A 15490-nucleotide genomic window follows, 5' to 3' on the forward strand; every position below is an offset into this window, starting at 1 on the left:
GGCCCGCCCGGCGACGGGCGGGCCACCGGAACACGTTGTGTCGTGGGCGTCATATAGCGGGCGTCCCGGAAGAGAAGAGAAAACATGCTCATCAGCCAGCGACCGTCTCTCTCCGAAGAGTCGATCAACGAGACCCGGTCCCGGTTCACCATCGAGCCGCTGGAGCCGGGCTTCGGCTACACCCTGGGCAACTCGCTGCGGCGTACGCTGCTCTCCTCCATCCCCGGTGCGGCGGTCACCTCGATCAAGATCGACGGTGTCCTGCACGAGTTCACCACGATCCCCGGGGTCAAGGAGGACGTGGTCGAGCTCGTCATGAACATCAAGGAGCTCTGCGTCAGCTCCGAGCACGACGAGCCGGTCAGCATGTACCTGCGCAAGCAGGGCCCGGGCGACGTGACCGCCGGTGACATCCAGCCGCCGGCCGGTGTCTCGGTGCACAACCCGGACCTGAAGCTCGCCACCCTCAACGGCAAGGGCCGGCTCGACATGGAGCTGACCGTCGAGCGGGGTCGGGGCTACGTCACGGCGGCGCAGAACAAGCAGGCGGGTGCGGAGATCGGCCGGATCCCGGTCGACTCGATCTACTCGCCGGTGCTCAAGGTGACGTACCGCGTCGAGGCGACCCGTGTCGAGCAGCGGACCGACTTCGACCGGCTGATCATCGACGTCGAGACCAAGCCGTCGATGGGCCCGCGTACCGCGCTGGCCTCGGCCGGTTCGACGCTGGTGGAGCTCTTCGGGCTGGCCCGGGAGCTGGACGAGACGGCGGAGGGCATCGACATCGGCCCGTCGCCGCAGGACGCGCAGCTGGCGGCGGACCTGGCCCTGCCGATCGAGGAGCTGGACCTGACCGTCCGCTCCTACAACTGCCTCAAGCGCGAGGGCATCAACTCCGTTGGTGAGCTCATCGGGCGTACCGAGGCCGACCTCCTCGACATCCGCAACTTCGGCCAGAAGTCGATCGACGAGGTCAAGATGAAGCTCGCCGGAATGGGTCTGGGGCTGAAGGACTCGGCTCCGAACTTCGACCCGGCGCATGTCGTGGACACCTTCGGCGAGGCCGACTACGACACCGACGACTACCGCGAGACCGAGCAGCTCTAGTCCGCGCTGCCGCCACACCTGAGGAGCACCAAGCATGCCCACGCCCACCAAGGGCCCCCGCCTCGGCGGCAGCCCCGCGCACGAGCGGCTGATGCTGGCCAACCTGGCCACCTCGCTGTTCCAGCACGGCAAGATCAAGACCACCGAGACCAAGGCCCGGCGGCTGCGTCCGCTCGCCGAGCAGCTGATCACCAAGGCCAAGCGGGGCGACCTCGCGTCGCGTCGGCGGGTGCTGACCGTGGTCAAGGACAAGGACGTGGTCTACGCCCTGTTCGACCAGATCGCGCCGCGGTACGCCAACCGCAACGGTGGCTACACCCGGATCGTGAAGACCGGTCCGCGCAAGGGCGACGCCGCGCCGATGGCGATCATCGAGCTGGTCGAGGAGCTTCAGGTCGCCGAGCCGAAGGTGAACCAGAAGACCGCCGCCCGCAAGGCCGCGCAGCAGGACAAGGTCGAGGCGCTGGCCCCGGCCGACGAGGCCCCGGAGAACCGGTCGGCCGACCAGGACGCCGAGCCGCCGGTGTCGGCGTCCGGTGACACCGCCGCTGCCCGCGAGGACAGCGACCTGGCCACCGAGGAAGGCAAGGCCTGATTCAGGCCGTCGTCGGGCCCGGCATCCCCTCGGGGGTGCCGGGCCCGACCCGTCGAGGAGGTACGACGTGGAGGAGCGCACCCGGCTGCGGCTGGAGGTCGCGTACGACGGGACCGGCTTCTCGGGGTGGGCCGCCCAGCCGGAGCGGCGCACGGTCGCCGGTGTGCTGGTCGAGGCATTGGACCTGGTGCTCGGGGCCGGTGTCGCGGCCGGGCTGACGGTTGCCGGGCGCACCGACGCCGGGGTGCACGCCACCGGGCAGGTCTGCCACGTCGACCTGCCCGACGAGGTGTGGCGGGTGCAGGAGAGCCGGCTGCTGCGTCGGCTGGCCCGGCTGCTGCCGGGTGACGTCCGGGTACGGGCGATGAGTGTGGTGCCGGACAGCTTCGACGCCCGCTTCTCGGCGACCTTCCGGCGCTACGAGTACCGGGTCACCGACGCGCCCTGGGGCGCCGAGCCGCTGCGCCGGCACGAGATCCTGGGCTGGCCGCGTGCGCTCGACGTCGACCGGCTCGCCGCCACGGCGGCCGGGCTGGTGGGGGAGCACGACTTCGCCGCGTACTGCCGGCGGAAGGAGAACGCCACCACGCTGCGGGAGGTGACCCGGCTGGACTGGCGGCGCGAGGCCGACGGCGTCCTGGTCGCCACCGTGCAGGCCGACGCGTTCTGCCAGGCGATGGTGCGCAGCCTGGTCGGCGCGATGCTGGTCGCCGGGGACGGGCGCCGGCCGGTCGAGTGGCCGGCCGGCCTGTTGACCCGGCGGGAGCGGTCCAGCGAGGTCACGGTGGCGCCGGCGCACGGACTGACCCTGGTGGCGGTCGGCTATCCCGACGATCCAGCCGAGTACGCCCGCCGGGCCGAGGCCACCCGTCGGCTGCGGGTGCCGGCGGAGACCTGAGACTGACCTGAGCCGTGGCGCTGGCGGTGGCCTGCGCCGCCTGCTCAGTTCCCGGTGTCGGGGTCCTGGTCGCCGGTGTCGTCGGTGGGTGTCGGGTCGGGCTGGGTGGCCGTGCCGCCGGCCGCCCGCCGTTCCAGCACGTCGCGGTTGAGGTGCATCTCCAGCATGTCGAAGAGGATCTCGCGGACCGTGGTGTCGGCGGAACGGACCACCGCCCCGTCCGTGCGGTTCACCACCGCGTAGGCGAGGTAGTGGCCGCGTACCTGCCAGCCGACGCGGGCGGGCGCGGAGGTGACGACGTCGGTCCCGTCGCCGGCCGACATGCCCCGGAACCGGCCCTGCCGCGCGTCGAGCGCCTGCCGGATGCGGTCCCGGGCCCGTTCGGCGCTGTTCCGGTCGGTCAGGTTGAACAGTCCGGTGGTGACCAGGTGCTCGCCGTCGGGCGTGCGCAGCGTGGCCCGGACCACCTGGTTGCAGCCGAGCAGGGTCAGCGACTCGGCGACCTCGCCGGTGGCCGCGACCGCGCAGCTCGCGCTGGACTGGGTCCGCAGCACCTCGTATCCGGCGGTGTTGCCGTCGATCGTCAGGGTGCTGGCCGGGAAGACCTCGCGGGCGGTCAGCGGCGCGGAGTCGGTGTCCCGGGAGTCCAGGTCGCTGGCGGCGTCCTCGGTGTCCTGGGTGTCCTGCGGCTCGGAGGTGGGTGCCGCCTGCTGGCCGATGAGCTGCCCACCGTCCATCAGGGCGCCGGCGGTGAGGCCGCAGAGCCCGAGCAGGACGAGTGCGGCGGCACCGCCGATCAGCACCTGCCAGGTGCGGTTGCCGCCGGTGCGGGGCGACGGCGCACTCACCGGTGTGGACGGTGGGGCGGCGGCCGAGGTCGGCTCGTACCCGGTGAGGGAGGTCTGCGCCGGTGCGGCGGTGCTCGACGCGTACACACCGGAAGGCAGGACCAGGTCGGTCTCCGGCGGGTAGGGCGCCGGTGGGTCGATCGGCTCCGGTGGCGTGACCATCTCGGGCGGGGGCGGCGGATCCGTGGCGGAGCCCGCTGTCGCCGAGGGCAGCAGGATCTGGTTGGGGCGCGTCAGCGACGGTGTGGGAAAGCGCGACGGGGAGGGGCCGCCCGGGCGGCGGTCGTCGCCGGCCGGGACCACCTCCGCGTCGTCGTCGCCGTACTGGAGGTATGCGTCCTCATCAGAGTCGTACCGGTACATGGTGACCAGAGTAAGGATTTTTACCCCATTAGTGGGCATTTTGCCGGATGTGCTGGAGGCACTGCCCACTCCCGTCGGTCCGGCCCGTTCCGGCTCGGTGCGAGAATGGCCGGCGTGACCGGGGACCACTACTTCACCGCCGAACCGAGCACGCCCGGCCAGGCGCGCGAGGTGCAGTTCAGCGTCGCCGGCCGCGACTACGCCCTGGCGTCGGCGGGCGGGGTGTTCTCCGCCACCCGGCTGGACCCCGGCACCGCCGTGCTGCTGCGCAAGGCCCCACTGCCGACCCCGGCGGCCGTCGGACCGCTGCTGGACCTCGGCTCCGGGTTCGGGCCGATCGCCTGCGTCCTGGCCAGCGTCGCACCACAGGCGACCGTCTGGGCGGTGGACGTCAACGAGCGGGCCCGGGAGCTGACCGCCGGGAACGCGCAACGGCTCGGTGTCGCGGATCGGCTGCGGGTGGCCACCCCCGAGGAGGTGCCGGCAGACCTCCACTTCGCGGAGATCTGGTCCAACCCGCCGATCCGGATCGGCAAGGAGGATCTGCACCAGTTGCTCGGCCGTTGGTTGCCGCGACTGGCCCCGGACGGGGTGGCCTGGCTCGTGGTGGCCCGCCACCTCGGCGGCGACTCGCTGCAACGCTGGCTGGTCGAGCAGGGCTGGCGGGTCGAGCGGCACGCCAGTCAGAAGGGCTTTCGGGTGCTTCGCGTCACCCGCTGACCGCCGGGACACGACTAATCGGTTGGCCGCCCGGCCCGGCTCCGGCAGGATGCCGGCGTGGGATACGTCGACGTGGCAGCGGCCGGACACGTACTACCGGACGGTCGTGAACTCTTCACCGACGTGTCGTTCCGGGTCGGTGAGGGTGCCAAGGTGGCGCTGGTCGGGCCGAACGGCGCCGGCAAGACCACTCTGCTGCGGATGGTCGCCGGTGACCTGCCGGTCCGCACCGGCACCATCGCGCGGGCCGGTGGACTGGGAGTGATGCGCCAGTTCATCGGCATGATCGGCGACGACTCGACGCTTGCCGACCTGGCCCTGTCCCTGGCCCCGCCACCCCTGCGCGACGCGGGACACCGGCTGACCGAGACCGAGGCCGCCATGCGCGCGGCCGAGCTGCGCGGCAAGTACAGCACCGCCGCCGGCAAGGCCCAGCTCGCGTACGCGGACGCGCTGGCCGCCTGGGGCGAGACCGGTGGGTACGACGCCGAGGTGCTCTTCGACACCGTCGCCACCATCGTGCTCGACCTGCCCTGGGAGACCGCCCGGCAGCGTCCGGTCCGCACCCTCTCTGGTGGACAGCAGAAGCGTTTCGCGCTCGAACTGCTGCTGCGAGGCCCGGAGGAGGTGCTGCTGCTCGACGAGCCGGACAACTTCCTCGACGTGCCCGGCAAGCGCTGGCTGGAGGCGCGGCTGCGGGAGTCCACCAAGTCGGTGCTCTACGTCTCGCACGACCGCGAACTGTTGGCGCACACCGCCGACCGGGTGGTCGCGGTGGAGGGCGGCAGCGCCTGGGTGCACCCGGGCGGTTTCGCCAGTTGGCACGAGGCCCGGGTGGCCCGTCACGCCCGCCTCGACGAACTGCGCAAACGGTGGGACGAGGAGCACCACAAGCTGCGCGAGCAGATGCTGATGTACAAGCAGAAGGCGGCGTACAACTCGGACATGGCCTCCCGGTACCAGTCGGCGCAGACCCGGTTGCGCAAGTTCGAGGAGGCCGGGCCGCCGCCCGTACCGCCGAAGGACCAGGACATCCGGATGCGGCTGGCCGGTGGCCGGACCGGCAAGCGGGCACTGATCTGCGAACAGCTCGAGATCGACGGCCTGACCTACCCGTTCGACCTGGAGGTCTGGTATGGCGACCGGGTGGCGGTGCTGGGCGCCAACGGCACCGGCAAGTCCCACTTCCTTCGGCTGCTCGCCCGAGGGGGCACCGACCCGGACCCGGCCAACGGCCCGGTCGACGGTGCGGCGGCGCTCGCGCCGGTGGCGCACGACGGGACGGCCCGGCTCGGCGCGCGGGTGCGTCCCGGGCACTTCTCGCAGACCCACGACCGGCCGGAGCTGATGGCGAAGACGCTGGCCGAGATCCTGTGGCGGGGCGACGAGCACCGCGCCGGCATGGACCGGCACGCCGCCATGGCCGCGCTCAGCCGGTACGAGCTCGCCGGGCAGGGCGACCAGCGCTTCGGCACGCTCTCCGGCGGCCAGCAGGCCCGTTTCCTGGTGCTGCTGCTGGAGTTGTCCGGGGCGACCCTGCTGCTGCTCGACGAGCCGACGGACAACCTCGACCTGGCCTCGGCCGAGGCGTTGGAGGCCGGGCTGGCCGCGTTCTCCGGCACGGTGCTGGCGGTCACCCACGACCGCTGGTTCACCCGGACCTTCGACCGCTTCCTGCTCTTCCGTGGTGACGGTGAGGTGGTGGAGACGCCGGAGCCGGTGTGGGAGGTCGGACGATCGACATAGGGTTGATCTCGTGACTGAGATGACCTATCGCCGGTTGGGCGACTCCGGGCTCGTGGTGTCCGTCGTGGGGATCGGCTGCAACAACTTCGGCCGCAAACTCGACCTGGACGGCACCCGCGCGGTGGTCGACGCCGCCCTCGACGTCGGGATCAACTTCTTCGACACCGCCGACATCTACGGCGAGCCGCACGGCGCGTCGGAGGCTCAGCTCGGCGCGGCCCTCAAGGGCCGTCGCGACGACGTGGTGATCGGGACCAAGTTCGGCATGTCGATGGGGGGTGGCAACGGGCGGGACTTCGGCGTGCGCGGCTCGCGGCGGTACGTCATCCGGGCGGTGGAGGCGTCGCTGCGCCGCCTGGACACCGACTACATCGACCTGTACCAGTTCCACGAGCCCGACCCGGGCACCCCGATCGAGGAGACGCTCACCGCCCTGGACGATCTCGTCCGTGCCGGCAAGGTGCGCTACCTGGGCAACTCGAACTTCGCGGGCTGGCAGATCGCGGACGCCGACTGGACGGCGAAGACCCGGGGGACCGCCCGCTTCGTCAGCGCCCAGAACCACTACAGCCTGCTCAACCGGGACGCCGAGATCGAGGTGCTGCCCGCCTGCGAGCGGTTCGGCCTCGGCATGCTGCCGTTCTTCCCGCTGGCCAACGGGCTGCTCACCGGCAAGTACAAGCGTGGTGAGGCCCCGCCGGCCGGTAGCCGCCTCGCCGGTGGCGGCCGGTACGCCCAGCGGCTCGCCGCCGCCGACTGGGACACCATCGAGGGCATCGAGGCGTACGCCGCCGAGCGGGGCGTGTCGATGCTGCACGTGGCGATCGGCGGGCTGGCCGCCCAGCCGGCGGTGACCTCCGTCATCGCCGGAGCCACCACGCCCGACCAGGTACGCGCCAACGCCGAGGCGGGCAACTGGCAGCCGGGTGAGGCGGACCTCACGGCGCTGCGCGCGGTGCTCGACCGGTAGGGGGCAGCGCACGCGAAGGGGCCCCGCCCGGCTGGTCGCCGGACGGGGCCCCGATCACCTGCGGAGAGTGACCGTCAGCAGCACTGGCGGTCGCTCCTACAACCGGCGTCCGGGAGCGAGCCGGGTGGGATCGCCACCCAGTCGTCCCGTGCCGGCGACGGAATCACCGTCGTTGGCGCGTACGCCCGCCTTGCTGGCCGTGCCGCCGAGCCGGACGATCATGGCGTCGGTGTCCCGGACCAGCACGTCCCGGATCTCCGCCTCACCGACCAGGGTGGCGTCGCCGGCCAGCCCCCGGAACGCGGTGAGCTGGTTGATCGCCCGCTGGTCGTTACCGGCGGCCTCCGCCGTGCGGGCGTTGGAGAGCCGGTTCGACAGTTGGGTGTGTGCCCGAGCGGTGAGCCGACCCGTCGCCTTGAACCGGTCCAGCAGGTTCTGCATGTCCCGGAACGAGGTGGTGACGAAGAACCGGACCGTCGTGGTGGTGGCGTTACCCGCCTTGTCGGTCGCGGTCACCGTCAGCTCGTGCAGCCCCAGCGGCAGCTCGTACATCGCCTGGAGGGTGCCGCTGACGTACGGGCGGTCGTCGAGCCGGCCGACCACGGTGGCGATCCCCGAGGTGGGGTCGACCGCCTGCCAGGACACCCGTACGTCCTGGCTGTCGCCGTAGAGCTGGCCGTCGGCGATGCCGGAGACCAACAGCGTCGGCTTGGTGCCGTCGATGCGAACCACCGCCGACTTGAGCGTCTCGGCGTTGCCCGCGTTGTCGGTGGCCCGGTAGAGCAGCTCGTGGGTCCCGTCGCCGCTGATCTCGACCGGCTCGGTGTACGGCGTCCAGTCGCCGCCGTCCAACGACCACTCCAGCGACCCGACCCCGGAACCGGCGTCGGTCGAGGAGAGCACCACCGGGATCGTGCCGTCGTGCCAGCCCGCGTCGTTCGCCGGGGCGAACGCCGCGGTGCTGACCGGCGCGGTGGTGTCGATCCGGACGTCGACCGTCCGGGACTCCTCCACGTTGCCGGCCTCGTCGACCGAGCGGAACCGCAGCTCGTGCTCACCGTCCCCGGAGACCGCCACCGGCGCGGTGTAGGCGGTCCAGGTGTCGGCGTCGTCGAGCTGGTACTCGGTGCGGGCCACCCCGCTGCCGCCCTCGTCGGTGGCGGTCAGCGTCACCGTCGTCGGGCCGGTGTACCAGCCCTCCACCGGCGTACCGGCCACCTCGGCGGTGGTCACCGGCGCGGTGTCGTCCACCGTGCCGGTGCTCAGCCGGAAGTAGTCGAACGACACCTGCTTCGAGGCGGTCTGGTTGCCCCCGAGGGCGAACAGTCCCACCTTCGGGGTCGCCCCGACCGCCGCGTTGGTCAGCTCGGTCAGCGTCGTCCAGGTGGTGCCGTCCGCCGAGTACGACCCGGTGAAGGTGTCACCGGTGCGGGCCAGCCGCAGGTGCCACACCGACTCGGTCAGGCCCTCCGGGCCGGGCTGCGGGTTCTGGATCACCCCGTCGATCTCGCTGCGCAACTCGATCCGTCGCGACACCGGCGAGCCGGCCTGGTTGTCGACGACGAAGTCGAACTTGACGTAGTTGTCGTCGTCGCCGTACACGATCAACCCGCCCTGCTGGTACTGCTCGTCCAGCAGGCTGCCGTCGACCTTCGTCTCCAGCGTCCAGTCGCCGTCCGGCGCGTTCTGCAGGATGAAGTTCGTCGGCCCGGTGTTGTCGGTGCCGTAGATGTCACCGTTGGGTACGTCGATGCTCAACGCCCCGTCGGCCACCAGGTAGGCGGTGGCGTCCTCCCGGAGGATCGCGTTCCACCGGCACTTGTCCAGCGCGGTCCCGCCGAACTCGTCGGACGGGTCGACCGGTCCGGCCGGCTCGTCCGGCGTCACCTGGAACCAGTCGAACGCGGCGTCCACCACCGGCGCGGTCGTGCCGCCGTTGAGGGCGAACAGGCCGATCCGGGGGTTCTCGATGCCCTCCAGCGCTGCCGCCCGACCGACCGGGGTGAAGGTCAGACCGTCGGACGAGAGCGACGCCGTCAGGCTGGTGCCGTCGCTGCTGATCCGCAGGTGGACGGTGTCACCGGCCGGTGCCGCGGTGCTGTCGGCACCCTCGTTGCGAGGCGTACCCGCGGTCTCCCGGATGAACTCCACCCGCCGGCTGCCGTTGTAGAGCAGGTCCACCTTGGCGTAGTTGTCGTCGTCGCCGTAGACCAGCAGGCCGGCCTGCTGGTAGTCGGCCGTCACCGGCAGGGTCACCTTGGTGGTGGCCTGCCAGGCGCCCGACGGTGCCGGTTGGAGCACCAGGTTGGTGGCGTCGTTGCGGCTGCCGTACAGGTCGCCGGCCGAGGTGGGCAGGCGCAGTGTGCCGTCGGAGACGGACAGGAGCTGGTTCTCCCGCACCACACTGGTCCAACGCTCCCGGTCCAGGGTAGTGCCGCCGAAGTCGTCCGAACGCGTGCCGACGCAGGAGGTGTTCGGCGCGTCGACCCGGACCGGCACGGTGGCGTACGAGAAGGCGCCCCGACTGTCGGTCACCGTCAGGGTCGCGGTGAAGTTGCCGGGCCGCTCGTACGTGTGCTCGGCCTGGAGCGTGTCGGCGGTGCCACCGTCACCGAAGTCCCACTCGTACGTCAGCGGGGTGTCGCCCTCCGGGTCGACGGCGGTGCCGCCGAACGCGACGGTGACCGGCGCGGTGCCGGTGCCCGGCGTGGCGGTGGCGGTGACCGTCGGCGGGGCGTTGTCGGTGACGCCCTTGCCGACGAAGTCCGCCCAGTTGACGTTGAACAGCGAACCGGAGCCGCCGCTCGGGTGCCGGGCCACGAAGAACAGAGATCCACTCGCCGGCCCGGTGACCGGGGCGGTGACGTCGGTGTACGTCTGCCAGTCACCGGTGCCCGGGACGGTGGCCGTGGCGACCACCGGTCCGTCGACCGCGCCGGCCCGGACCTCGATCACACCGCCCTCCACGCCGGAGGAGGCGCGGAACCGGATCTCGGAGATCTCGGTCAGGTCGGCCGGGTCCACCGACCACCAGTCACCGTCCTCGATGAAGCCGATGTTCTCACCACCGCCTGCGGTGTCGCCGGTGGCCTCGCGCTGCACGCCGGGCTCACCGCCGCCGGTGCCGTCGGCCGTGCGTCCGGTGTCGCTGAAGTACTCGGCCTGCTTGCGCTTCGGCTGGAGGATCTCGATGATCCGCCCGGTCAGCGGGCTGGCGCCGCCGGAGCCGCCCTTGTCGGTGTAGGTCGCCTCCAGCACGGTGAAGACGTCCGCCTCGGCGCCGTGACCGGCGGCGAGCTGGGTCTGCACCGTGCCGCTGCACCCGGTGTGCTGCTCCAGCGGGTGCGCGTGCTCGTCGTGCCCGAGCAGCACCTGGAGCTGGACGTCGGCGCAGTCGATCTCGCCGTCCTCCGGGTCGGTCACCTTGATCGAGTACTTGACCTGGTCGCCCCAGTTGAAGAAGCCACCGTTGGGCGGGAACTCGATCTCCACCGTCGGTGCGGTGTTGCCCACGGTCACCGGGACGTTCGCCACCGCCGTACGGCCGTTGGGGTTGGTCACGGTGAGCTGGGCGGTGTAGTTGCCGGCCTCGGCGTACGTGTGGGTGGGGTTCGCCTCGGTGGAGGTGCCGCCGTCGCCGAACGCCCAGGAGTACGTCAGCACGCCGCCGTCCGGGTCACGTGACCCGGCGCTGGAGAACTCGACCGTCAGCGGCGCCGGACCGGAGGTCGGCTCGGCGGAGGCCACCGCGATCGGGGCCCGGTCACCGGCGATGTAGTCGATCCGGTAGACGCCGGAGTTGTCGTTGTTGCCGCCGAAGCCGCTGCCCCACTCGATCAGGTACATCGCGCCGTCGGGGCCGAACTCGAAGTCCATCGGACGGATGAAGGTCATCCCGGTGAGCAACTGGTTGATGTCGACCAGTTCCCGCCCGTCGGCGCTGACCTGCATCGTGTACATCTTGGACTGGTTCCACTCGCCGAGCAGCGCCTTGCCGTCGTAGTACGCCGGCCACTTGCGGTCCGAGTCGAGGTCGGCGTCGTACCGGTAGACCGGGCCGCCCATCGGCGCGCCACCGCCACCGATCTCCGGGAACCGGGGGTCACCGCTGTAGCCGTAGTCGACGGTGGCCGCGATGGCCGGTGGCAGGTTGGTCAGGCCGGTGTTGTTGGGCGAGTTGTTCACCACGGCGGCGCAGTCGAACTTCGCTCCGCTCGGGCCGGACGGGAACTGGTAGTCGTTGTACGCCTGGTTCCCGCCGTGGCAGTACGGCCAGCCGTAGTTGCCGGCCTCGGCCACGATGTTCCACTCGACCAGGCCCGCCGGGCCACGGTTCGGGTTCGCCGAGGCGGCGTCCGGACCGTAGTCGGCGACGTAGAGGGTGTCGGTGGCCAGGTCGATGCCGATCCGGAACGGGTTGCGGAAGCCCATGCCGTAGATCTCCGGCCGGGTCTTCTCGGTGCCCGGCGGGAACAGGTTGCCCTCCGGGATGGTGTACGTCCCGTCGTCCTCCGGGTGGATCCGCAGGACCTTGCCGCGTAGGTCGTTGGTGTTGCCGGAGGTGCGCTGCGCGTCGTAGTCGGCACGGCCCGGACGCTCGTCGATCGGGGTGTACGCGTCCGACTGGAACGGGTTGGTGTTGTCGCCCGTGGCCAGGTAGAGGTTGCCGGCCGAGTCGAACGTCATGGTGCCGCCCGCGTGGCAGCAGGTGTTGCGCTGGGTGTCGACCTGGAGGACGACCTTCTCGGAGGCCGCGTCGATCGCGTCACCGCTCACCGTGAACCGGGACAGCACGTTGCGCGCCACCCCGTCGTTCGGCGCGTAGTAGAGGTACACCCAGTTGTTGGTGGCGAAGTCCGGGTCGAGGCGGATGCCGATCAACCCGTCCTCGTTGCCGGTGAAGACGTCGAGGTCGATGGCGGTGACCGTGTTGCCGGTGTCCGGCTTGACGATCTGCACCCGGCCGTCGCGCTCGATGTAGAAGACCCGGCCGTCCGCGGCCACGTCCAGCTCCATCGGGTTGCTGGTGTTGCTGTCCAGCGTCACCTTCTCGAAGCTGGCGGTCAGCGAGGCGCCGCAGTCGGCGTCCTGCACCCCGGCCGCGGTCCGGATGCCGCCGAGCAGATGACCGAGGAACTGCGGCTCGGCGTACGACTCGTTGGTGTGGCCGCCACCGGTGTACCAGGCCCGGCCGCCGTCGTAGTCCTGGCACCAGGCGATCGGGTGGTCGTGACCCATCGCGCCGGAGCCGGGGGAGTAGCTGGTCTCGTCCAGCGTGGCCAGCACGTGCACCTTGCCGCGCGGGTTGGTGCGGTAGTTGTACCACTCGTCGAACCGGGACCAACGGTCCGGCAGATCCGCGGTGGACGGGTGCGCCGGGTCCTCCACCTTGACCGTGGCCTGCTGGTTGGCCGGGTGGCTGTTGAAGTACGCCCCGACCAGGCCGCCGTACCACTCCCAGTCGTACTCGGTGTCGGAGGCGGCGTGGACGCCGGCGTACCCGCCACCGGCCCGGATGTAGCGCTCGAACGCCGCCTGCTGGTCGGCGTTGAGCACGTCACCGGTGGTGGAGAGCCAGATCACCGCCTGGTATCCGGCGAGGTTCTGGTCGGTGAAGGCGGTGCTGTCCTCGGTGGCGTCCACGGTGAACCCGTGTTCCGCGCCGAGCTGCTGGATGGCGGCGATGCCGCTCGGGATCGAACCGTGCCGGAAGCCGGCGGTCTTGGAGAAGACCAGCACCGAGAACGGGTCGGCCTCGGCCTGCGGGGCCGGCGCCTGGGCTACCGGAACGGGGGCGGCCTGGGCGGCGGGTGCGCCGGCGAGCGTGGTCGCGGCCAGTCCGAGGGTGAGAAGGGTGGCGGTCATGGGCACGCGCATACGGCGTGGTCGGAACACTCCGGTCTCCTTGATCCTTGCCGGACAGGGGTCGCGGGGGCCGGCTCGCCGAAGACCGTCCCTGATGGAGCCGCAGCCGGAGTGCCGTGCCAGGGCTTCCGTTGCGGCATTATGTCGAATCGCTGAACAAATTAATTCCGCTGAATCGATCCATGGCAAGGTTTCGATGGGTAACGTTTCGGTATCGGTGGGCTGTAATTACCGTTTTTATGTGTGAAGCACGCATTCCCCCTGTGCAAGGCGGGGTCCCCTGCTAACGCCTGCGGTAGAGGAAGGGACCCCTCCTAACGCCGGCGGCGGAGCAGGCTCCCCTGGCGGGACGCACCTTGGCAGGTCAGCGGATCTGTCGTACGGTGGCCACGCAAGTGACCCACGGGAGCCCGGTCGACCGGGCTGAGAGGGGGGCTGTGAGCCCCCGACCGTCGAACCTGATCCGGGTAATGCCGGCGCAGGGAGGAGAGTTGCCGTGCCGTCCCTGGGACGACTGCATCTGATCACCGACACCCGGCCCGGGCGGGATCCGCTCGCCGTGCTCCGGGCCGTACTGCCGGTGGCCCGTACCGAACTCCTGGTGCAGGTCCGGGTCGAGGACTCCGCGACCGACCGCGAGGCGTACGACCTGACCCGACGGGTCCTCGCCCTCTGCGCGCCGTACGCGGTCGACTGCCTGGTCAACGACCGGCTGCATGTGGCGTTGGCCACCGGCGCGGCCGGTGGTCACGTCGGCGCGGACGACCTGCCGGTCGCGGCGGCGCGGCAGGTGCTCGGCCCGGCCGCCGTGCTGGGGGCCACCGCCCGCGAACCGGCCTCGGCCACCGAGGCGGTCGGTGCCGGCGCGAGCTATCTGGGCGTCGGTCCGTGCCGGGCCACCACCACCAAGGACGGTTTGCCGCCGGCGATCGGCGTCTCCGGTCTGAGGGCGGTGGCCGAGGCGGTCACCGTGCCGGTGTACGCCATCGGCGGGGTGACGGTGGCGGACTTGCCCGCGCTGCGCGCCGCCGGGGCGTACGGGGTGGCGGTGGTCGGTGTGCTCTCGGCCGCCGCCGATCCGGCTCGCGTCGCGGCGGAGCTGATCGGAGCGTTGACGTGTTAGCAGGGGACCCTTCCTCTACCGCAGGCGTTAGCAGGGGGCCCTTCCTTACACCCGACGTAGCTGTCGTGGGTGGGGGGCCGATCGGGCTGGCGATCGCCTGGCGCTGTGCGGCGCGCGGGTTGCGGGTGGTGGTGCACGATCCCGCGCCCGGCTCGGGTGCCTCGCACGCCGCCGCCGGGATGCTCGCGCCGGTGGCTGAGGCGTACTTCGGCGAGCAGGAACTGACCGCCCTGCTCACCGAGTCGGCCGCCCGCTGGCCGGCGTTCGCCGCCGAGCTGACCGAGGCGACCGGCGCCGACATCGGCTACCGCACCGAGGGCACGCTGATGGTCGGGCTCACCGCCGACGACCTCGCCGAGGCGCGTCGCCTCTGGGCGTACCAGCAGGGACTGGGGTTGCCGGTGACGCCGCTGCGCCCCTCGCAGCTGCGCGACCGCGAGCCGGCGCTGGCGGTCCGGGTCCGTGGTGGGGCGCTCGCCGCCACCGACCACCAGGTCGACCCGCGCCGACTGGTGCCGGCACTGCGACTCGCCGCCGAGCGGGCCGGTGCGACGGTGGTCCCGGAGCCGGTGCGGACACCGGCCGACGTCCGCGCCCGGGTGACCGTGATCGCCGCCGGCTGCGGCGCGGCCGCCCTCACCGGGTTGCCGGTCCGCCCGGTGAAGGGCCAGGTGCTGCGGCTGCGCGCGCCCGACGGCGGTCCGCCGGGCTTCCGGCACGTCATCCGGGGGTACGCCGACGGCGAGCACGTCTATCTGGTGCCCCGCGACGACGGTGAGGTGGTCGTCGGGGCGACCGTCGAGGAGCGCTCCGATCTGGCGGTCGGTGCCGGCGCGGTGCTGCGACTGCTGCGTGCCGCGACCGATCTGTTGCCGGAACTGGCCGAGTACGACCTGGTGGAGGCGATCGCCGGGCTGCGCCCCGGCACCCCGGACAACGCCCCGATCCTGGGTCCGTTGCCGGGCCGGCCGGACGTGCTGGTCGCCACCGGTCACCACCGGCACGGCATCGTGCTCACCCCGGTGACCGCCGACCTGATCACCGACCTGGTGACCGGGGCGACCGTCGACACCATCGGCCGCCCGTTCCGCCCCGAGCGCTTCGCCGCCGACGTCGGACCGGGTGACCGGTTCGGCGCGTTCGTCGCCGACGCCGGACCGGGCGAGGGCTTCGGCACGTCCGCTGCCCACGTCGGACCGGGGGACGGCCTCGGCGCGTCCGGCGACGCCACCCGACCTGCGCAGTGAACGGAGGA

General features: G+C 71.7%; 10 protein-coding genes and 1 riboswitch. Of the genes, 8 read left to right on the top strand and 2 right to left on the bottom strand.

The features are described from left to right. The first annotated feature begins 84 nt into the window (after positions 1 to 84). The 3 genes from ACFYTT_RS17325 to truA all read left to right on the top strand — a co-directional run bounded on the left by ACFYTT_RS17325 (position 85) and on the right by truA (position 2600). On the top strand, positions 85 to 1107 hold the full coding sequence (locus ACFYTT_RS17325; protein WP_074472529.1) for a DNA-directed RNA polymerase subunit alpha: 1023 nt from the start codon (positions 85 to 87) through the stop codon (positions 1105 to 1107). A 34-nt stretch (positions 1108 to 1141) separates the two neighbouring features. Then, positions 1142 to 1702, top strand: coding sequence for a 50S ribosomal protein L17 (rplQ, locus tag ACFYTT_RS17330; protein WP_131053089.1), 561 nt, complete (start codon positions 1142 to 1144; stop codon positions 1700 to 1702). Between the two features lie 67 nt (positions 1703 to 1769). Continuing rightward, positions 1770 to 2600 (top strand): tRNA pseudouridine(38-40) synthase TruA, encoded by an 831-nt coding sequence (gene truA, locus ACFYTT_RS17335; protein WP_131053090.1) that lies wholly within the window; start codon positions 1770 to 1772, stop codon positions 2598 to 2600. A 44-nt stretch (positions 2601 to 2644) separates the two neighbouring features. Here the strand turns inward: truA and ACFYTT_RS17340 are convergent, their stop codons facing one another. After that, on the bottom strand, positions 2645 to 3811 hold the full coding sequence (locus tag ACFYTT_RS17340; protein ID WP_387260276.1) for a hypothetical protein: 1167 nt from the start codon (positions 3809 to 3811) through the stop codon (positions 2645 to 2647). Positions 3812 to 3925: 114 nt separating this feature from the next. Here ACFYTT_RS17340 and ACFYTT_RS17345 point away from each other — a divergent pair, with 114 nt between their 5' ends. From ACFYTT_RS17345 to ACFYTT_RS17355, 3 genes are read left to right on the top strand one after another with little or no spacing between them, the layout of a single operon-like run. Continuing rightward, complete coding sequence (locus ACFYTT_RS17345) at positions 3926 to 4531, top strand: class I SAM-dependent methyltransferase (RefSeq protein ID WP_387260279.1); 606 nt, start codon at positions 3926 to 3928, stop codon at positions 4529 to 4531. Between the two features lie 57 nt (positions 4532 to 4588). Beyond that, entirely contained in the window at positions 4589 to 6277 is a 1689-nt protein-coding gene (locus ACFYTT_RS17350) for an ABC-F family ATP-binding cassette domain-containing protein (RefSeq protein ID WP_387260282.1), read from the top strand. Positions 6278 to 6296: 19 nt separating this feature from the next. Next, positions 6297 to 7247, top strand: a complete 951-nt coding sequence (locus ACFYTT_RS17355; RefSeq protein ID WP_387260466.1) for an aldo/keto reductase — start codon at positions 6297 to 6299, stop codon at positions 7245 to 7247. A 96-nt stretch (positions 7248 to 7343) separates the two neighbouring features. Here ACFYTT_RS17355 and ACFYTT_RS17360 read toward each other — a convergent pair whose 3' ends face one another. Further along, positions 7344 to 13112, bottom strand: coding sequence for a ThuA domain-containing protein (locus ACFYTT_RS17360; RefSeq protein WP_387260285.1), 5769 nt, complete (start codon positions 13110 to 13112; stop codon positions 7344 to 7346). 393 nt (positions 13113 to 13505) lie between these two features. Beyond that, a riboswitch (TPP riboswitch) is annotated at positions 13506 to 13614 on the top strand. On the opposite strand from ACFYTT_RS17360, the gene ACFYTT_RS17365 reads away from it, so the two are divergent. Then, positions 13609 to 14235 (top strand): thiamine phosphate synthase, encoded by a 627-nt coding sequence (locus tag ACFYTT_RS17365; RefSeq protein WP_387260288.1) that lies wholly within the window; start codon positions 13609 to 13611, stop codon positions 14233 to 14235. (Overlaps the previous riboswitch by 6 nt.) After that, positions 14229 to 15482 carry a glycine oxidase ThiO gene (thiO, locus tag ACFYTT_RS17370; RefSeq protein ID WP_387260291.1) on the top strand — a complete coding sequence of 418 codons (1254 nt, stop codon included), beginning with the start codon at positions 14229 to 14231 and terminating at the stop codon, positions 15480 to 15482. The genes ACFYTT_RS17365 and thiO overlap by 7 nt, the downstream gene beginning before the upstream one ends. Positions 15483 to 15490: the final 8 nt, after the last annotated feature.

Origin of the sequence: Micromonospora sp. NPDC003816 (assembly GCF_042874705.1) — a bacterium.
In the GTDB taxonomy this organism is placed as follows: Bacteria; Actinomycetota; Actinomycetes; order Mycobacteriales; family Micromonosporaceae; genus Micromonospora.